Annotated in this window: 14 protein-coding genes and 2 pseudogenes; 3 read left to right on the forward strand and 13 right to left on the reverse strand. The window is 42.2% G+C overall.

Going from position 1 to position 16,721, the window contains the following annotated elements; translation table 11 throughout:
* The 5 genes and pseudogenes from FTU34_RS09625 to FTU34_RS09645 form a co-directional block, all read right to left on the reverse strand.
* Positions 1–667 (reverse strand): annotated as a pseudogene (locus FTU34_RS09625) (glutathione S-transferase family protein).
* Between the two features lie 2 nt (positions 668–669).
* The gene (dsbD, locus tag FTU34_RS09630) at positions 670–2,466 is read right to left on the reverse strand and encodes a protein-disulfide reductase DsbD (RefSeq protein ID WP_180035420.1); all 1,797 of its coding nucleotides are present in this window, start codon (positions 2,464–2,466) and stop codon (positions 670–672) included.
* Positions 2,467–2,520: 54 nt separating this feature from the next.
* Positions 2,521–3,291, reverse strand: a complete 771-nt coding sequence (locus FTU34_RS09635) for a transporter (protein WP_180035419.1) — start codon at positions 3,289–3,291, stop codon at positions 2,521–2,523.
* Positions 3,292–3,305: 14 nt separating this feature from the next.
* Positions 3,306–3,848: an ankyrin repeat domain-containing protein gene (locus FTU34_RS09640; RefSeq protein ID WP_180035418.1), complete on the reverse strand. Its 543-nt coding sequence runs from the start codon at positions 3,846–3,848 to the stop codon at positions 3,306–3,308.
* A 128-nt stretch (positions 3,849–3,976) separates the two neighbouring features.
* Positions 3,977–4,342 (reverse strand): HPF/RaiA family ribosome-associated protein, encoded by a 366-nt coding sequence (locus FTU34_RS09645; protein WP_111885127.1) that lies wholly within the window; start codon positions 4,340–4,342, stop codon positions 3,977–3,979.
* 495 nt (positions 4,343–4,837) lie between these two features.
* On the opposite strand from FTU34_RS09645, the gene FTU34_RS09650 reads away from it, so the two are divergent.
* On the forward strand, positions 4,838–5,575 hold the full coding sequence (locus tag FTU34_RS09650; protein ID WP_078190594.1) for an outer membrane protein OmpK: 738 nt from the start codon (positions 4,838–4,840) through the stop codon (positions 5,573–5,575).
* 100 nt (positions 5,576–5,675) lie between these two features.
* Positions 5,676–6,177 (forward strand): annotated as a pseudogene (locus tag FTU34_RS09655) (N-acetyltransferase family protein).
* A gap of 17 nt (positions 6,178–6,194) precedes the next feature.
* On the opposite strand, the gene FTU34_RS09660 reads toward FTU34_RS09655, so the two are convergent.
* Positions 6,195–6,677, reverse strand: coding sequence for a DUF1877 family protein (locus tag FTU34_RS09660; RefSeq protein WP_180035417.1), 483 nt, complete (start codon positions 6,675–6,677; stop codon positions 6,195–6,197).
* 279 nt (positions 6,678–6,956) lie between these two features.
* Between FTU34_RS09660 and FTU34_RS09665 the strand changes: the two genes are divergently transcribed.
* Positions 6,957–7,658: a phospholipase D family protein gene (locus FTU34_RS09665; RefSeq protein WP_180035416.1), complete on the forward strand. Its 702-nt coding sequence runs from the start codon at positions 6,957–6,959 to the stop codon at positions 7,656–7,658.
* A gap of 102 nt (positions 7,659–7,760) precedes the next feature.
* Here the strand turns inward: FTU34_RS09665 and urtE are convergent, their stop codons facing one another.
* From urtE to FTU34_RS09700, 7 genes are all read right to left on the reverse strand, one after another.
* The gene (gene urtE, locus FTU34_RS09670; protein WP_180035415.1) at positions 7,761–8,459 is read right to left on the reverse strand and encodes an urea ABC transporter ATP-binding subunit UrtE; all 699 of its coding nucleotides are present in this window, start codon (positions 8,457–8,459) and stop codon (positions 7,761–7,763) included.
* A 10-nt stretch (positions 8,460–8,469) separates the two neighbouring features.
* The gene (gene urtD / locus FTU34_RS09675) at positions 8,470–9,291 is read right to left on the reverse strand and encodes an urea ABC transporter ATP-binding protein UrtD (protein WP_068532837.1); all 822 of its coding nucleotides are present in this window, start codon (positions 9,289–9,291) and stop codon (positions 8,470–8,472) included.
* Positions 9,288–10,361, reverse strand: a complete 1,074-nt coding sequence (gene urtC / locus FTU34_RS09680) for an urea ABC transporter permease subunit UrtC (protein WP_180035414.1) — start codon at positions 10,359–10,361, stop codon at positions 9,288–9,290. Before urtC ends, urtD begins: the two co-directional genes overlap by 4 nt.
* A 4-nt stretch (positions 10,362–10,365) precedes the next feature.
* Positions 10,366–12,000, reverse strand: a complete 1,635-nt coding sequence (urtB, locus tag FTU34_RS09685) for an urea ABC transporter permease subunit UrtB (RefSeq protein WP_180035413.1) — start codon at positions 11,998–12,000, stop codon at positions 10,366–10,368.
* Positions 12,001–12,095: 95 nt separating this feature from the next.
* Entirely contained in the window at positions 12,096–13,382 is a 1,287-nt protein-coding gene (gene urtA, locus FTU34_RS09690; RefSeq protein ID WP_180035412.1) for an urea ABC transporter substrate-binding protein, read from the reverse strand.
* Between the two features lie 373 nt (positions 13,383–13,755).
* A complete protein-coding gene (gene parE, locus FTU34_RS09695; RefSeq protein ID WP_111885120.1) occupies positions 13,756–15,636 on the reverse strand; it encodes a DNA topoisomerase IV subunit B in 1,881 nt (626 codons plus the stop codon).
* Between the two features lie 186 nt (positions 15,637–15,822).
* Positions 15,823–16,422 carry a YqiA/YcfP family alpha/beta fold hydrolase gene (locus tag FTU34_RS09700; RefSeq protein WP_180035475.1) on the reverse strand — a complete coding sequence of 200 codons (600 nt, stop codon included), beginning with the start codon at positions 16,420–16,422 and terminating at the stop codon, positions 15,823–15,825.
* Between the last annotated feature and the right edge of the window lie 299 nt (positions 16,423–16,721).

Below are 16,721 nucleotides of genomic sequence, written 5' to 3' on the forward strand. Positions count from 1 at the left end.
TTAACGTGGATACTGTTCCATACGACGGACTGGCTGTTCCAGTTGAGCAGCCGTGATCCATGCCACCACAGAAGGATGCTGCAAAATCTTTTGCATATAACGCTGTGTGTTGTCACTCACAGGTAGCTGGAAGGTCTGTAAACGTCACCACGGGTGCAAAAAATGCATCGGCAATACTAAATTCACCGCATAGAAAGCCATCCACCGCAGGACGACTCGACCAAATCTGCTCGATTCGAGTCACTTCAGCACGCAATTCGGCATGTTCAGACCATAATCTCTGACCATGACGACCATAATCCGCCTGCAGATTCATACTACATAAGCTACGCAATTGCATAAAACTACTGTGCATTTCCGCGCAAATACTACGTGCCCATGCGCGTTGCGCGGGATCTTTAGGCCACAGTGGAAGATCTTGAAACTGCTCTGCCAAATATTCACAAATTGCCAATGAGTCCCAAATCATCACACCGTCATGTTGCAGTAGGGGCACTTTACCATTGGCATGTAGGGCTAACATTTGCTGCTTGAATGCTCCGCCATCTGCTTCTTCAGAAAAAGGAATCAAGATCTCTTGAAAGGGTAAATTAAACGCGTGTAACACCAACCACGGTCGCATAGACCACGTCGAATAGTTTTTATTGGCAATATATAATTGCATCATTTTTATTCTCCACGCGATTTAAATTTTTCCAATTGCGCTAGCAATTCTTCCTCACTAAAAGCACCCGTCAAACGCAGTCCACGTATCTCTTGATGTGCTGTATCTAAAAATAAATAGGTCGGTGGCCCTAAAATATCCCATTGATTGAGCAGTACTTGATGGGTTGCATCATACTGACTCAAATCTAACTTAATTAAGTAATACGGTGCCAAAGCCTGTTGTACCGCAGCCGATTTTAAAACTTTATGTTCAATCGGCTGACAGGCCACACACCAATCGGCATAGACATCAATAATCGCGGATTGACCTTGGGGAATTTCACTTAATAAATGTTGAAACTCTTCCGCTGTATGTGCCACATGCCAAGCACTTTGTTTTTGATTTTCTTCGACTAAAAAACGTTGGCTGTGTTGATATTGACTGTACACAATATAAGGTACAGCTGCACAGAACACCAAGATATATAACCATTTGAGCTGAGTACTGCGCCATAAAATGCGCCAAAGCACATAAGCGCTAAACACCAGCCCCAGAGCAAGGGATAACCACTGTAACCAAGCTTCACTGATCAATGGTCGAATAAAATACAAAGCCAATGCCAACATGATGAAAGCAAAAAGCACCTTGATTTGATTCATCCACAATCCCGCTTTAGGCAATACCCGTGAGCCAAGGACACTGGCCAACAATAGCGGGGTCCCCATGCCAAAGCCGAGGGTGAACAACAATAATGCACCTTGCCACTGACTTTGGGTTTGGGAAATGAATAATAATGCACCTGCCAACGGTGCTGTCATACAAGGACCGACTAGTAATGCTGAAATTATCCCCATGACCCCAGCGCCAACGAGACTACCGCCCTTTTGCATCGACTGAGCTTGGTCTAAGCAATTGACCCAACTGCGTGGCAATTTAAGTTCAAATAAACCAAATAAATTCAGGGCAAAAACCACAAAGAGTACGCTAAAGGCAATTAAAGTCGAAGGTTGTTGCAACCAACGCTGGAAATTCAAACCTGCAGACGACGCCACCAAGCCAAGAATGGCATACACCATCGCCATACTGGTGACAAAAGTCAGTGCAATCATCCACGCTTTTAAACCTCGGCTGTCGCGGACAATCAGCGAGGTTAAAATCGGCAGCATTGGCAATGAACAAGGGGTAAAAGCCAGCAAAAAACCCAGGCCAAAAAACAGCAAAAGTCCATAAAATATAGAGCTTTGTGCTAATTTTTCAGACCACATTTGGTCACTTGCGGTATAGCGTTCAGAAGCCAATGCAGCATTCTCTGCCCTTTGCTGATCTAAACGATTCGCCATAGGCTGTTCGACAGTATTTTCTGCTGCGAAGTCGAGTAAGCGTTTATTTGGGCTGGCAAGATTTTGCTGTGTGACCAAGCCAGAAGCATCTGTTTCAAAGCTGATGCTCTGTGGTGGATAACACACCCGATCCTTGGCACAGCCTTGCCAACTGACTTGATAGGTCTGCAGTTTTTGAGTCGGAATTTTAAAACTCAACTGTTGGTAATACACCTGCGTATGACCATAGTTATCGTCTTTTAAATCCTCAGCAGCAGGCAAATCCAAAGCTAAAACTTGATTGCCCTGCTTCACCTCTATTTTGTGCTGATACAGATAATAATGCGCTGGAATATCCCAACTCAGCTTCGCCTGATCTGCACGCTCAGAGACGACCGAGAAAGGAAAAGCATCTTCAGCTGAAAGTAATGCATCCTGAGCAGAGACGCCCATACTGAACGACAGCACAGCCGCTGCCGCAACATAAGTCCATTGTTTCATTCAGCTGAATTCATCCTCAGTCTGTATTTATACGTTTTAAAATTTAGGGTTCTTTTAGAACAGGTAAGATACGCCTAAACCTGACTGATAATTTTTATGACCGCCCGTGAGTTCTAGACCGACGCTCGCATCCAACTGCATACGATCCGAAACGGCATACGTCAAACCTGATGCTAATGACACTTCCTGATCGGTACTCTCTGCTTTACGATAAACCAGCTCAGAAAAACCCGATAAATTACCCGAAATTTGATATTCCATTCCCGGAATAGCATTCACAGCCCAATCACCATCTTGAACTTCATAACGCATGGTCATTGAAGTCCCAATTGTATCGCTATAATCATAAGCCACGGCTGAAGTCAGACTATAAATGTCATCTTCAGCACTAAAGCCTTGATTGCCTGTTGCAATAATGGCTTCTGCAAGAATGGCCATCGATAATTTCTCATCATTCAAATCGATGGCTTTTTTCAGGCCAATGCTGACATCACCCAAACCATCTTCTTCAACTGAGCGACCCGCAACTTTGGTTTTAGACCATGCAGGACCTTGCCAACCCAATTGCAATTCCAAATCTTTTGCCAAACCAGTACGGAATAACATGTCTGCATTTAAAGTAGTGTTTTTTACTTTTTCACCATTTTCATCACGACTTTCACTATAGCTCGCTGCCGGCAAACTTTGTTCCCACGCCAAACGACCTACAGGGGTAATGCCTGTGCCCATACCCGCGCCCGGACGGTCAAATGAAAAATCCGCCGCAAATGCAGACAGGCTCAAACCGGATAATGTTGCAATGCTTAAAACTTTAAATACAGTCATGTTTTTACTCACAATTATGCTAATTCTTTGCTCATTTTTGCGCCATGGCTACGCAAAAGCTCCAAGGTTTGTTTTTCTTCTTCCAATGCTTCCGACCAATTTACCGCGTCAAAATCACAGCCAAAAAATAATTCACTAATCGACGATAAAATGGTTAAACCATCGCTATCAATCATATTTGGATTCACTTTTTCATCCAATAAGCGCTGTACCGCAGGGACACATGCTGCACTCGCGGCGTCCCATAATGGACCATAAATTTCTTCAGCATCCCATAAATGCACATTGGCTTTGGCTTGAATCAGTGCTTCCAAGATTTGCATATGTACGTCTAAATGTTGTGCTTTCTGTTCTGCTGTTAAGGGTTGACCTGCTTCATATGCTTCGCAAACCATTTCCCACCATTTAAACAAACCATCAGACCATACAGAAACCGCAGGTCCTTTTTCAAAATCTATAAAATTTGGATTAAGACCATCTGCCAACAGGCGTTGCACCTGTGCAAGATCTTGTTCTTCTAACGCTTGCACAAAAAGCTGTTGTTGCGCTGTTAACATCGGGAAAGCTCACTTCAATTTATTTTGATCTATTATGCCGAATAAAGCTGCGTTTGTTTGAATTTCATGTAAAACAAAATACAAAACACACAAAAAAAGCCCCGCAGGGCTTTTTTAAATTTTGAGACTTATTCGTCATCTACGCTGTCATCTGCTTCAGCAAAAGCAGGTTGTGTACTGCGTGGGTTCTCTTTCTTTTCGAACACATGTTCAAGACTACGTTTAAGTCGATCAATTGCACCGTGAATAGCTGTATCTACATTATGACCACGATGGTTGACCACGACAGGCTTCAAACCAGCAGGACGCGCTTCAATCATACATTTAATGTCGTCGCTACCGCCCTTGTCCCCATTTTCATCACTTAAATGCACCGAAAAGTGAGTAATGCGTTCACTATGGCGCTGAAATTCTTCATTAAGTTCTGCACGAACGTATGTAATTAATCGATCACTATTAGGAATGTTTTTATCTGTACGGATTTCTATGTTCATAATATCATCCTCATATCTATCTGTAATATCTATAAATATTTGTGCAAAACTTATTATCTTGGCACGTTACATTTGCTGTAAATGTTACAGCAATGACCATCTTCAACTTTGTATGGAACGTCGTCCTCCACATTGAATGATGAACACTTTAGAGTCTGCAGATCCGTGTCCTTATACTTCGAATATCGGTCTTAAGTTAGAATTTTGCAAGTGCTATTTTGATATTTTTTTAATATCCATACAAAAAGTAAGACTTTATTGTAGATTTGCATTGTTTTAATTGATTTGGGTCATATTTTTGTGCATTTCCTCAACGCCCACCTTCTATTTGTACAATTCCACTCCAACTCAAAATCTCGCTTTTACCGTCATTGATCATTCACGGCATATTTCCCCTTCAAATTACAAAACAATTTCCCGTTGAGTAAAATTTGGCTTTATTTTTGCTTAATAATCTGTATGCTTTCAGTGCTTCTCGGGGGGAGATATTTTTTAATGAAACTTACACAAATCGTTGCATCATGTGCATTAGCATCTGCTGCTGCTTTCACTCAAGCTTCACCTATCGTATGGCAAGATTTCAGCTTAACTGGCTTATATGGTGAAAACTATGAAGTTGGTACTGAAGACCGTACAACGATCACAGCCGAATATGCAGCTAAACTGAAATATTCAGATGTATTCTTCTTCGTTGACCAACAATTGGATGGTAACGATGATCAATCAACTTATGCAGAATTAGCGCCACGTTTAAGCTTAGGTGAAGTTTCTGGTAAAGACCTTTCTATGGGTCCAATCAAAGACGTTCTTATTGCAACGACTTGGGAACATAATGCCGGTTACGATCACCACAACTCTGAATTTAACAACTTCTTGTACGGTGTAGGTTTCTCTCTCGATATTCCATATACACAATATGCGAATGTGAACTTCTATAAAGCGGCTAACGACAAAACTAAAGATGATTATCAAATGACAATCACTTATGCAGTGCCGTTCAAATTAGGTTCAGAAGAGTTTTTAGCAGATGCCTTCCTAGACTGGTCTACTGCTGAAGCAGACCATGCAAGTGAATTAAACTGGACATCTCAGTACAAATGGAATGTGGGTAAACACATTTCACCAAAAACTAAATTATATGTTGGTATCGAACATTCAGTTTGGAACAACAAATTTGGTATTAAAGGCGTAGACCAAAACGATGTCAGTGCTTTGGTGAAATACCACTTCTAAGTTCGACTCAGAACGCGATGAAGAAAAAGCAAGGTTCATCACCTTGCTTTTTTTATGCCTAAGTTTTTAAGTTGACTTTATTTTTATCAGAAATTTGCGCATGTCTTTTCTCATTCGACCTGCAATTCCACAAGACTTAGCGGCCATTCTCGCAATCTATAATCATGAAGTTCTCAACGGCTTTGCGACATGGAATGATTAAGCCTACAGCCTCGACTCTTTTCAACAGAAATTGCTGGAATTCCAAAAGCAAAATTTTCCATTTGTGGTGATTGAAGATCAGGATCAACAGCAAATCGCAGGTTATGCTGACTATGGTTCTTTCCGTCATTTTGCTGGCTATCGACATACTGTTGAGCATTCTGTCTATATTGACCCAAACTATGCTCGACTGGGTCTCGGTCAGCAATTATTAGAGCACCTAATTCAGCATGCCAAAAGCCAAAATATGCATGTCATGATCGCTGGCATTGATCACGGCAATAGCGCCTCGATTGCCCTGCACAAAAAAATTAGGCTTTAAGCAAACAGGTTATATGCCTGAAGTGGGACAAAAGTTTGGTGAATGGCGTGATCTCGTCCTGATGCAACTTCAGTTATAGCCCGTGTTGAGCTGTGTTTATGGTAATTTATCCAAACGAATACCATCTTGTATCACACTCAGCACCGATAAGTTATGACGCACCGCATCACGATAAAGATCTTGTAACTGTAAAAAAAGCAGTTTTAATTCGGCCAATTTAAGCTCTTGCTCAGGTGCGTTTTCTGCAATCGTGACCAAATAACGTTTTTTGATTTCATCCACGCTTAACTGTTGTAATGCCTGATGGATTTCTGCAACGCGAACTACAGTATTGTAATGCACTGCAAGGCTCAGTCCCGGGCGTCGCTCTGACAATGGATGTTCTGCCTGAATGGCATAACTCGGTGCCGCAGCTGAATCACTGTTCAGGCTTAATAATGGATTCAACTCTTGCCACGCTTCCCCTAAAAATAAGGAGTGTTGTACAAAGGGTGAATCCAAGACATCTTGAGGGGTGTCTGCTTCTAAAATCAGAGTTTCCAAATCATTCGGTGGGATCAAATATAATATCGCATCCATATTCTTATCTTCTTGTTATGTATTTAGTTAAGATTAACTTTTATTGAGCAATAATTATACAATTTTTTGTATATCAGCTGACTTATTCAATTCTTTCATAGCCCAATCAATTCTTACTGAAATCATAAGTAACTCACTATTACTATGCTTACCGCCAATTCAATTAGACCACCTGCTTTCAAAAAACAAATGCATGTCTAAAGTTTAAAAGCGAATTATTTCAAAGTATGAATTTTATGCGCTAAAATTTAAAATTATCAAAAATAATCAGGGGGATAAATGGCAAAATTCTTAAATACCAGTGGCACTAACTTCTTTCTTGAAGAGTTAATCAAAAATGCCAAAGAGCGTTTGATTTTAATCAGCCCCTATTTACGTTTAAATGACCGTATTAAGGAGCTTCTTGAAGATAAAGACCGTATGAAAATTGATATTCGTATTGTTTACGGTAAGAGTGACTTACATCCAGATGAAATAAAATGGATGCAAAAACTGGATTATGTCCGCGTGAGCTTTTGTAAAAATTTGCATGCAAAGTGCTATTTAAATGAAGGTGAATGCATTATTTCAAGTTTAAATCTTTATGAATTTAGCCAAGTAAATAACAATGAAATGGGGATTTTAGTTCGTAAATACGAAGATGATGAAGTCTTTAAAGATGCCTATGAAGAAGCCCAACGTATTATTCGCATCAGCGATGAAGTACGCATTACTTTAGATGAGGTGAAAGCAGAAAAACCTACTATTGAAAAAATTGAAGAAGAATCACTTTTACAATCTAAATTAACCAGTTCAAAACTCGCCGCAAAGCACAAATTAAAAACCCCTGAATTATTAGAACTATTGGTGAGTAAAGGGTTACTTGAAGAAAAAGCAGAAGGTAAGCATACGCTAACAGATTCAGGTAAATTCATTGGAGGAGAATTCAAGCCCAATCAATATGGTGGCTATTTTCTTTGGCCTGAAAACATTGAACTTTAATCCACATAAAGATTTCCTCCCTTTAAGCATTACAGCCGTGAGTAAAATACCTACCCCCCTCTCTTGCCCCAAAATATGGAGCAAAAGAGGGCATTAAACAACCTAAATCGCCACCAGTTCCCGAATGCCTTTTTCAGGCATTTCACTACCGACACCTTGTGCAATCACTTGCCCCCGCGCCATCACGGTATATTCATCTGCCAGTTCTTCTGCAAAATCGTAAAACTGCTCAACCAAAACAATCGCCATTTCTCCACCATCGGCTAACTGACGAATCACACGGCCAATATCTTTAATAATCGAGGGCTGAATGCCTTCGGTCGGTTCATCTAAAATCAATACCCGTGGTTCGGAAGCGAGCGCACGGGCAATCGCCAATTGTTGCTGCTGACCACCAGATAAATCTCCACCTCGACGATGTTTCATTTCATCTAATACGGGGAAAATCTCATAGAGAAGTTCTGGCACTTTTCGGGTTTTAGCGCCTTTAAATTTTGCCATACCAATCAAAATATTTTCTTCAACGGTCAAGGTCGAGAAAATATCCCGTCCTTGCGGTACATAAGCCAATCCTTCGCGTACACGTTGCTCTGGACTCAGTTTAGAAATGTCTTTGCCATCCATTAAGATCTGCCCAGACTTGATCGGTAAAATGCCCATTAAACATTTTAAGAGGGTGGTTTTACCCACACCATTTCGCCCAAGCACCACTGAACACGCGCCCACGGGAGCGGCAAATGTCACATCCCTTAAAATATGACTGCCACCATAAAACTGATTGACGTCTTTGACTTCTAACATGGTCTGCTCCTTATCGTCCGAGATATTTTTCAATGACATCTTCATTGGCTTGGACTTCGGCCAATGTACCCTCGGCCAAAATCGCACCTTGCGCCAATACGGTGACTTTTTCACTGATGGTGTCAATAAAGCTCATGTCATGTTCAACCACGATAAGGGTATGGTTCTTTTTCAACTCTAAACACAGCTCTGCAGTGCGCTCTGTTTCAGCATCGGTCATCCCTGCTACAGGTTCATCTAGCAGAATCAACTTTGGACGCTGCATCAGTAGCATGCCTATTTCTAACCACTGCTTTTGACCATGTGACAACAGCCCTGCCGGTTTATGGATCAATTCTTCTAAGCGGATTTGTGCTAAAGATTCGTCCAAGGCATTTTGCGCATCTGGATCAAGCTTGCTGAAAAAACTCTTTTTCACCCGTTTATCTTTCGGTGCTGCCAATAACAAGTTTTCCATCACAGTAAAATTTTCAAATACAGTAGGCTTTTGAAACTTACGACCGATCCCGGCTTCTGCAATTTGCTCCGTGCTCATTTTTGCCAAATCATAGGTTTGCCCAAAAAAAGCCGAACCTTCTGTCGGACGAGTTTTCCCTGTAATCACATCCATCAGCGTGGTTTTGCCTGCACCATTGGGACCAATGATGCAGCGCAGCTCACCTTCTTTGATATATAACGACAAATCATTTAATGCACGGAAAGAATCAAACCAGACACTGACTTTTTCTAAATACAAGGCAATGCCGTGACTGAAATCCGCACCCTGCTCCTTTGGTCGTCCATAACCTTCAGCAGCATGACCGCCATGCGGTTGAACCCATTGATCATTCATTCGCTGCGCTCCTTTTTAAACCGCTCTAATAACCCAATCACACCTTTTGGCAAGAATATCGTTACCACAATAAACAGCGCACCTAAAATCAATAGCCATGCCTCTGGATAAGCCACCGTGAAATAGGTCTTCACCCCATTGATTAAACCTGCACCCAAAATTGGGCCAATCAGCGTACCGCGTCCCCCTGCAGCCACCCACACCGCCATTTCAATCGAATTGACAGGGTTCATTTCACTCGGGTTAATAATGCCGACTTGAGGGACATACAAAGCACCAGCAATCCCTGCGATCACTGCTGACAACACCCATGCAGAGAGCTTGTACCATAAGGTGCGATAACCTAAATATTGCAAACGGTTTTCACTGTCACGAATTGCACCAAGTACGCGACCATAGGGTTTATTCATCAGGTGGCGTAAACCGACAAAACAGACCAGCAAAGTCAGTGCAGTGAGGAAACACAAGGTTGCGCGCATTGGTGCAGAGGTAATATCTAGACCTAAGATGGTTTTAAAACCGGTAAAGCCGTTGTTACCGCCAAAGCCGGTTTCATTGCGAAAAAATAGTAGCGCAGCGGCAAAGGTCATGGCTTGGGTAATAATTGAAAAATACACGCCTTTAATTTTGGAGCGGAAGGCAAAGAAGCCAAAAATGGAGGCAATCAGTCCCGGGACCAAAACCACCAAAGCCAATGCCCACGTGATATGTTCAGTGCCCATCCAGTACCACGGTAGCTCAGTCCAACTCAAAAAGCGCATAAAATCGGGTAAGCCATCGCCTGCCGCTTCACGCATGAGATACATACCGAAGGCATAGCCGCCCAAGGCAAAGTACAGACCATGCCCCAAACTTAAAATGCCGGCATAGCCCCAAACCAAATCTAAGGCCAATGCCACCAAAGCGAGACACATAATCTTGCCAATGAGCGTGACCCAATACGCTGATAAATGCAGTGCTGAATCGGCTGGCAATACATGTAACCAAGGCAAAATCAGCAAAATGGCAAAGCACACGGCAATCGCCATACCGCTATAGGGTTTATCCGATAATAACGAAGTGATTTTCATGCGCTTACTCCACAAAACGGCCTTTGATAGCAAACAAACCTTGTGGACGTTTTTGAATAAACAAAATCACAAGAACCAGTAGAATAATTTTCGCTAAGACCGCACCCATGCCGATTTCCAGTACTGTGCCACTGACACCTAGACCTAAGGCCGCCAGTACTGCACCCCATACTTGACCAACACCACCCACCACAACCACCAAGAACGCATCAATAATATAGTTTTGTCCTAAATCAGGACCGACATTGCCGACTTGTGCTAAGGCACAACCTGCCAGACCTGCAAGCCCCGAACCTAAGCCAAAAGCCATCATGTCAATGCGGCTAGAACGGATACCTACGGCCTGTGCCATTTGACGGTTTTGCGTCACGGCACGAACAAATAAACCAAAACGGGTTTTATTTAGTAAATAAACCAGCAACAACAGTACCGCAACGGTAAAGCCAATAATGGCAATGCGGTTATAAGGCAGCATCAGGCTCGGTGTCACAGCGATCCCTCCTGACAGCCATGAAATATTTGACACCTCGACATTCTGCGCACCAAAAACCATACGCACCACTTGCATCAAAATTAAGCTCACACCAAAGGTGGCTAATAGTGTTTCCAATTGACGGCCATACAAGGGACGAATAACGGTACGTTCAATCAACATGCCGATCAAAGCGCTAACAAAAAACGCAGCAGGAATCGCGGCAATCAAGTACCAATCGACATAGCTACTGAGATAACTCTTAAACAGGCTTTGCACCACATAAGTGGTATAGGCCCCGATCATAATCAGTTCACCATGCGCCATGTTAATCACGCCTAGCAGACCATACGTAATGGCTAGTCCCAACGCTGCAAGCAGTAAAATACTGGCCGTGCTGAGACCTGAAAAGACATGTCCAGTCCATTCACTGGCTTGAATCCGAGTTTTAATATTGCTCTTGGCTTCTGTCAGTGCGGCTTTTAACTCGGGATGCAGATTGGCTTGTTGTAATTCCTGCTCCACCATTGCCAACACATCGGGACGGTTAGAATCTTGCAGCACTTTAGCCGCCTGTATTTTTTGTAATACATCGGGGTTTTGATAGTCTAAACGTGCTTTGAGCTGCGCTAAACGGGCTTTAACTTTGTTATTTTTTTCATTTAAATACAATTGATTAATATTTTTAACATCCAACTCAGCCAAGTTATTTTCTAAAATATCGATCGCATCTAAACGCTGGTTTAAATCATCCGATTGAAGCTTTTCTTTCGCTTGCGCAAACATTAAGGCTTTACGAAGGGTATTCACCAAGGTGACTTGAGATAAATCGGCAGGCCAATCCGTCACGATTTGCAAATCTGGATAGCTCAATAATTTTTCTTCAGTTTCTAAAATATAGGTTTGACCGCTTTGACCACTATATAACTGGTCTTTTTCGACCAATGCTGCCAACTGATCTAAGGATTCAATATCGCCCGGCCATTGATTCAGTAAACTACGTCGCTCGGTAAAACTCCCGCGAACAAATTGCTGAATGGCGTCACCTTGCTGCACAGATTGCACCGTAGGCACCACATCTGCTGTAGTTTGTGCATGCACGATTTGCAGACAGAATAATTGGCTCAGGAATAGAAAAAGGATCGGGAAATTGCGTAATTTTTTCATCTTATAAGCATCCCTATTGAGTAATAGAACAACCCCATACAGGGATCACATCAAAAAAGGCCTGCTACACAATAGCAACAGGCATTCGAATTGAATTATTTAGGGATGTACGGACTCCATGGCTCTGCAGCAATGGTTTTTGCGGTTTTGTGTACCACATCAAACTGACCATCGGCACGAATCTGACCAATCATGACTGGTTTATGCAAATGATGGTTCGACGCATCCATTTGCAAGGTATAGCCCGATGGCGCTTTAAATTCTTGGCCGGCCATAGCTTCACGCACTTTATCGACATCTGTGCTTCCTGCTTTTTCTACCGCTTGTTTCCACATATTGATGCCGACATAGGTAGCTTCCATCGGGTCATTGGTCACAAATTTATCGGCATTTGGCAGTTTGTATTCCACGGCATACTGCTTCATTTTGTTGGTGAATTCAGTATTCACTGGATTTTTCACTGACATGAAGTAGTTCCACGATGCCAAGTGTCCGACCAGCGGCTTGGTGTCGATACCGCGTAATTCCTCTTCACCTACAGAGAACGCCATCACTGGAATATCCGCAGCTTTGATACCTTGGTTGCCCAATTCACGATAGAACGGCACATTTGAATCGCCGTTAATGGTCGAGATCACAGCAGTCTTTTTCCCTGCCGCAAACTTCTTCACATTGCCCACAATGGTTTGATAGTTGCTATGACCAAATGGCGTGTATTCTTCCATGATGTCTGCATCGGCAATGCCTTTCGACTTTAAGAATGCACGTAAGATTTTGTTGGTGGTACGTGGGTAAACATAGTCTGTGCCCAACAGTACAAAGCGTTCTGCCTTACCGCCCTCTTCACTCATCAGATATTCAACAGCAGGAATCGCTTGCTGATTCGGTGCCGCACCTGTGTAGAAAATATTTTTAGACTGTTCCTGACCTTCATACTGAACAGGGTAGAACAATAAGCCATTTAATTCTTCCACCACGGGTAGAACTGACTTACGAGATACCGACGTCCAGCAGCCAAAAATCACCGCCACTTTGTCTTGGGTAATCAACTGACGGGTTTTTTCTGCAAATAATGGCCAGTCCGATGCAGGGTCAACCACCACAGGTTCTAGTTTTTTACCCAATACCCCGCCATTGGCATTAATTTCATTAATCGCCATCAAGGCCGTATCTTTAAGAGAAGTTTCTGAAATCGCCATCGTGCCTGACAGCGAATGTAAGATCCCGACTTTAATAGTATCGCCACTTGCTGCAGCGGCTTTTGGTTCAGATACAGCACTTTCTGTTTTTTCTTCTGCAGGTTTTGAACAGCCTGTTAAAGCAATCGCCCCAGTCATCGCTGCCGCTAAAATACTTTTAGCAAATACATTGCGTTGAAACATTATTCACACTCCCAACCTAAGCTTGTAAGTCACATTTTTAAAATGCATTTGTTGTCTTTCATCACAACAGAGCAATTCAATAACTGTGCCAAGCCTTATTTTTTATTTTGATTGAGTGCTTTTATTTATTTTTAAATAATATTTTTCATATAGTTATATTAAAAAAACTTGCTTGTAATTTTTTATGGTTCGATCCAAGCACCACAAAATCACCGCAAAGATGCATACAAACTTGTATCCAACATTTGACCTATAATTGAACAATTTTGCTCCGTTTTTCAAAAAACACGGTGTTTTAGCACACAAATCATGCAGCTTTTCCTACATTTGAAGCAAAAAAAAACCACTTGTGTGGTTTTTTCTTATTGCAATTTTAAACCGCCAAATCGGCCAAATTACCCTTCTGCTCTAACCAATGTTTACGGTCTGAAGAGCGCTTCTTCGCCAATAATTTGTCGAGTAAACCTGAAGTAAACTGTACGTCATCCAAGTCCAGTTGCACTAAACGACGTGTATTGGGATCCATAGTCGTTTCACGCAGCTGACTCGCGTTCATCTCGCCCAATCCTTTAAATCGAGTGATTTGAGGATTTTTGGTTTTACATTTCTTTAAGATGCTTTCCAGTTCATCTTCATCCAAGGCATAGTGCACATCTTTATTGTCATCTATACGGAACAGCGGTGGCATCGCCACAAACAGATGTCCTTCCTCAACTAAAGTATGGAAATGTTTGACGAATAGTGCGCAAAGTAAAGTTGCAATGTGCAAACCATCCGAGTCGGCATCGGCCAAGATGCAAATCTTGCCATAACGTAGTTCTGACAAGTCGTCACTGCCCGGATCAACGCCAATGGCAATTGCAATATCGTGTACTTCTTGCGATGCCAAAACTTCGTCTGAAGACACTTCCCAAGTATTTAAAATCTTACCGCGGATCGGCATGATCGCTTGGAAGTTCTTATCACGTGCTTGCTTTGCAGAACCACCTGCAGAATCCCCTTCCACAATAAACAGTTCTGATTCTTCGAGGGTATGGCCTACACAGTCCGCCAATTTACCTGGTAAAGCTGGACCTGAAACAATCTTTTTACGTTCAACTTTTTTCGCAGCTTTTAAACGGCGACCGGCCTTGGCAATCACCATTTCTGCCAGTTGCATAGCAATATCGGAATTTTGATTCAGCCACAGTGCAAAGGCATCTTTAGCAATATTTAACACCACACTAGAGGCTTCACGGCTTGAAAGTCGTTCTTTGGTCTGACCCGAAAATTGTGGCTCTTGGAATTTTAAAGACAGAATAAAGTTGACACCATCCCACACATCTTCGGCAGACAGCTTCATATTACGCGGCAATAAGTTACGTAATTCACAGAACTCACGAATCGCATCTGTCACACCCGAACGTAAACCGTTGACATGTGTACCGCCTTGCGCAGTTGGAATCAAATTGACATAACTTTCTTGAATCTGTTCGCCGCCTTCAACGTTCCAGCAAATGGCAAATTCAGCACTAGCACGTTCAGCTTCACCAGTCGCCACAAATGCAGGAACAGGAACGATGTCACGGTCTTGTAGCTCATCCATCAAATAGTCGACCAGACCATTTTCAAATTGCCATTCGATCTTTTCGTTGTTGATTTGATCGATATAAATAATCTGCAAGCCTGCCGCCAAAACAGCCTTGGCTTTTAAGTTGTGTTTTAAGGCTTTCAGCGCAAATTTAGGCGAATCAAAATATTTGGCTTCAGGCCAAAAATGCACGGTAGTACCCGTTGCACGTTTAGCGCATTTACCTTCCAACACCTCAAGCGGTGCCACAGGAACGCCATGTTCAAAGGCCATTTTATATAGATTGCCTTGACGCTGAACTTCCACTTCAACACGATCTGACAGTGCGTTCACCACCGAAATACCCACACCGTGTAAACCACCTGAAAATTGGTAGTTATCGGTACTGAACTTACCACCGGCATGTAATTTGGTCAGAATAATTTCAATCCCGCTTTGGCCATACTCAGGATGAATATCAACAGGCATACCGCGTCCATTGTCTTCTACCGACAAAGAACCATCTTTATAAACCGTCACAGTAATTTTGTTGGCATGACCTGCAAGCGCTTCATCGACGGAGTTATCTATCACTTCCTGCGCCAAATGGTTTGGTCGTGTAGTGTCTGTATACATCCCCGGACGACGACGTACCGGATCTAGGCCAGATAAAACTTCAAGTGATTGAGCCGTATATTGCGTCACGTTGCAAAATTCCCTGCTTTTTGGTTAAAACATTTCTTCAAGCGCTACAGTATATGCTTTTTTATTAAAATGCATATCTCTTGCGATCAGCCGCCATTTTCTTAAACAATTTAAACGTCAAATGATGTCGTAACTGCCTATTTTTGTATGTTGAATCTAGCTTTTCAGCATTTGTATTGGATCATTTTATTTAGGCATATTTTTGACAGTATCAGATAAAAACTGCAAGAGCATCGGTATTTTTTCTGCAAAATCATCCATGCCATGCGTTCCACCCACCTCAGTGATCAGCATAGCCGTGCCGGCTTGAACCGCACTATAAAAACTAGTGGCATCACGATAATCCAAGGTTTCATCACCTTGTTGGAGCAAGACCAACAGTTGATCTGCATTTTCAACCTTAGATACAGCCAAAGCCTGCATTTGATTGAGCTGTGCATCATCCAAGCACCACGTTTCAGTCACCTGATAAGGCAATGCCGTGTCGCCAAATAAATCATGAAATAATTGCCATGGATAGACCGCAGGATTGATGAGCACCGCAGGAATCTGATGGCGTGCCATCAACTGCGTCGCATAAAAGCCACCTAAACTGCTACCGACCAAAACCACATTATCCAAACCTTCAATCAGCTCTGACATCTGCTGCATTACCTGTAGCGGTGGCATATTCAAATCTGGCAAATGCACGTGCACACCATTTAAGTCTGCGCAATAGTGCCGCAATATCTGCCCTTTCACTGAATTTGAGTTACTTTGAAAACCATGCAAATACACAATATTCATCATTTTGATTCCAAATTGATCTTTAAATTGCTTTAAAAGTGGCATATAAGTGCTAACTGCGTCACATTTTCTAAATTTGAATTTTTAGTAAAATTGTCAGACAAAAGGCATTCACCGACAGGTCTGTTATCGGTATTGTAAAAGCTGTTCGTGAGAATTTTATAAAATAAACCTCTGTACACGACAAAAATAGATAACTCATTGAAATAATGTCACAATAATTGTTTTCTAACGACGAATACTATGACACATCTCAATGAGTTATATCTTATCTTAAACAAATCTCTAAAATGGAACAA

It is taken from the genome of Acinetobacter sp. YH12094 (genome assembly GCF_013419295.1).
Taxonomy (GTDB): Bacteria; Pseudomonadota; Gammaproteobacteria; order Pseudomonadales; family Moraxellaceae; genus Acinetobacter; species Acinetobacter amyesii.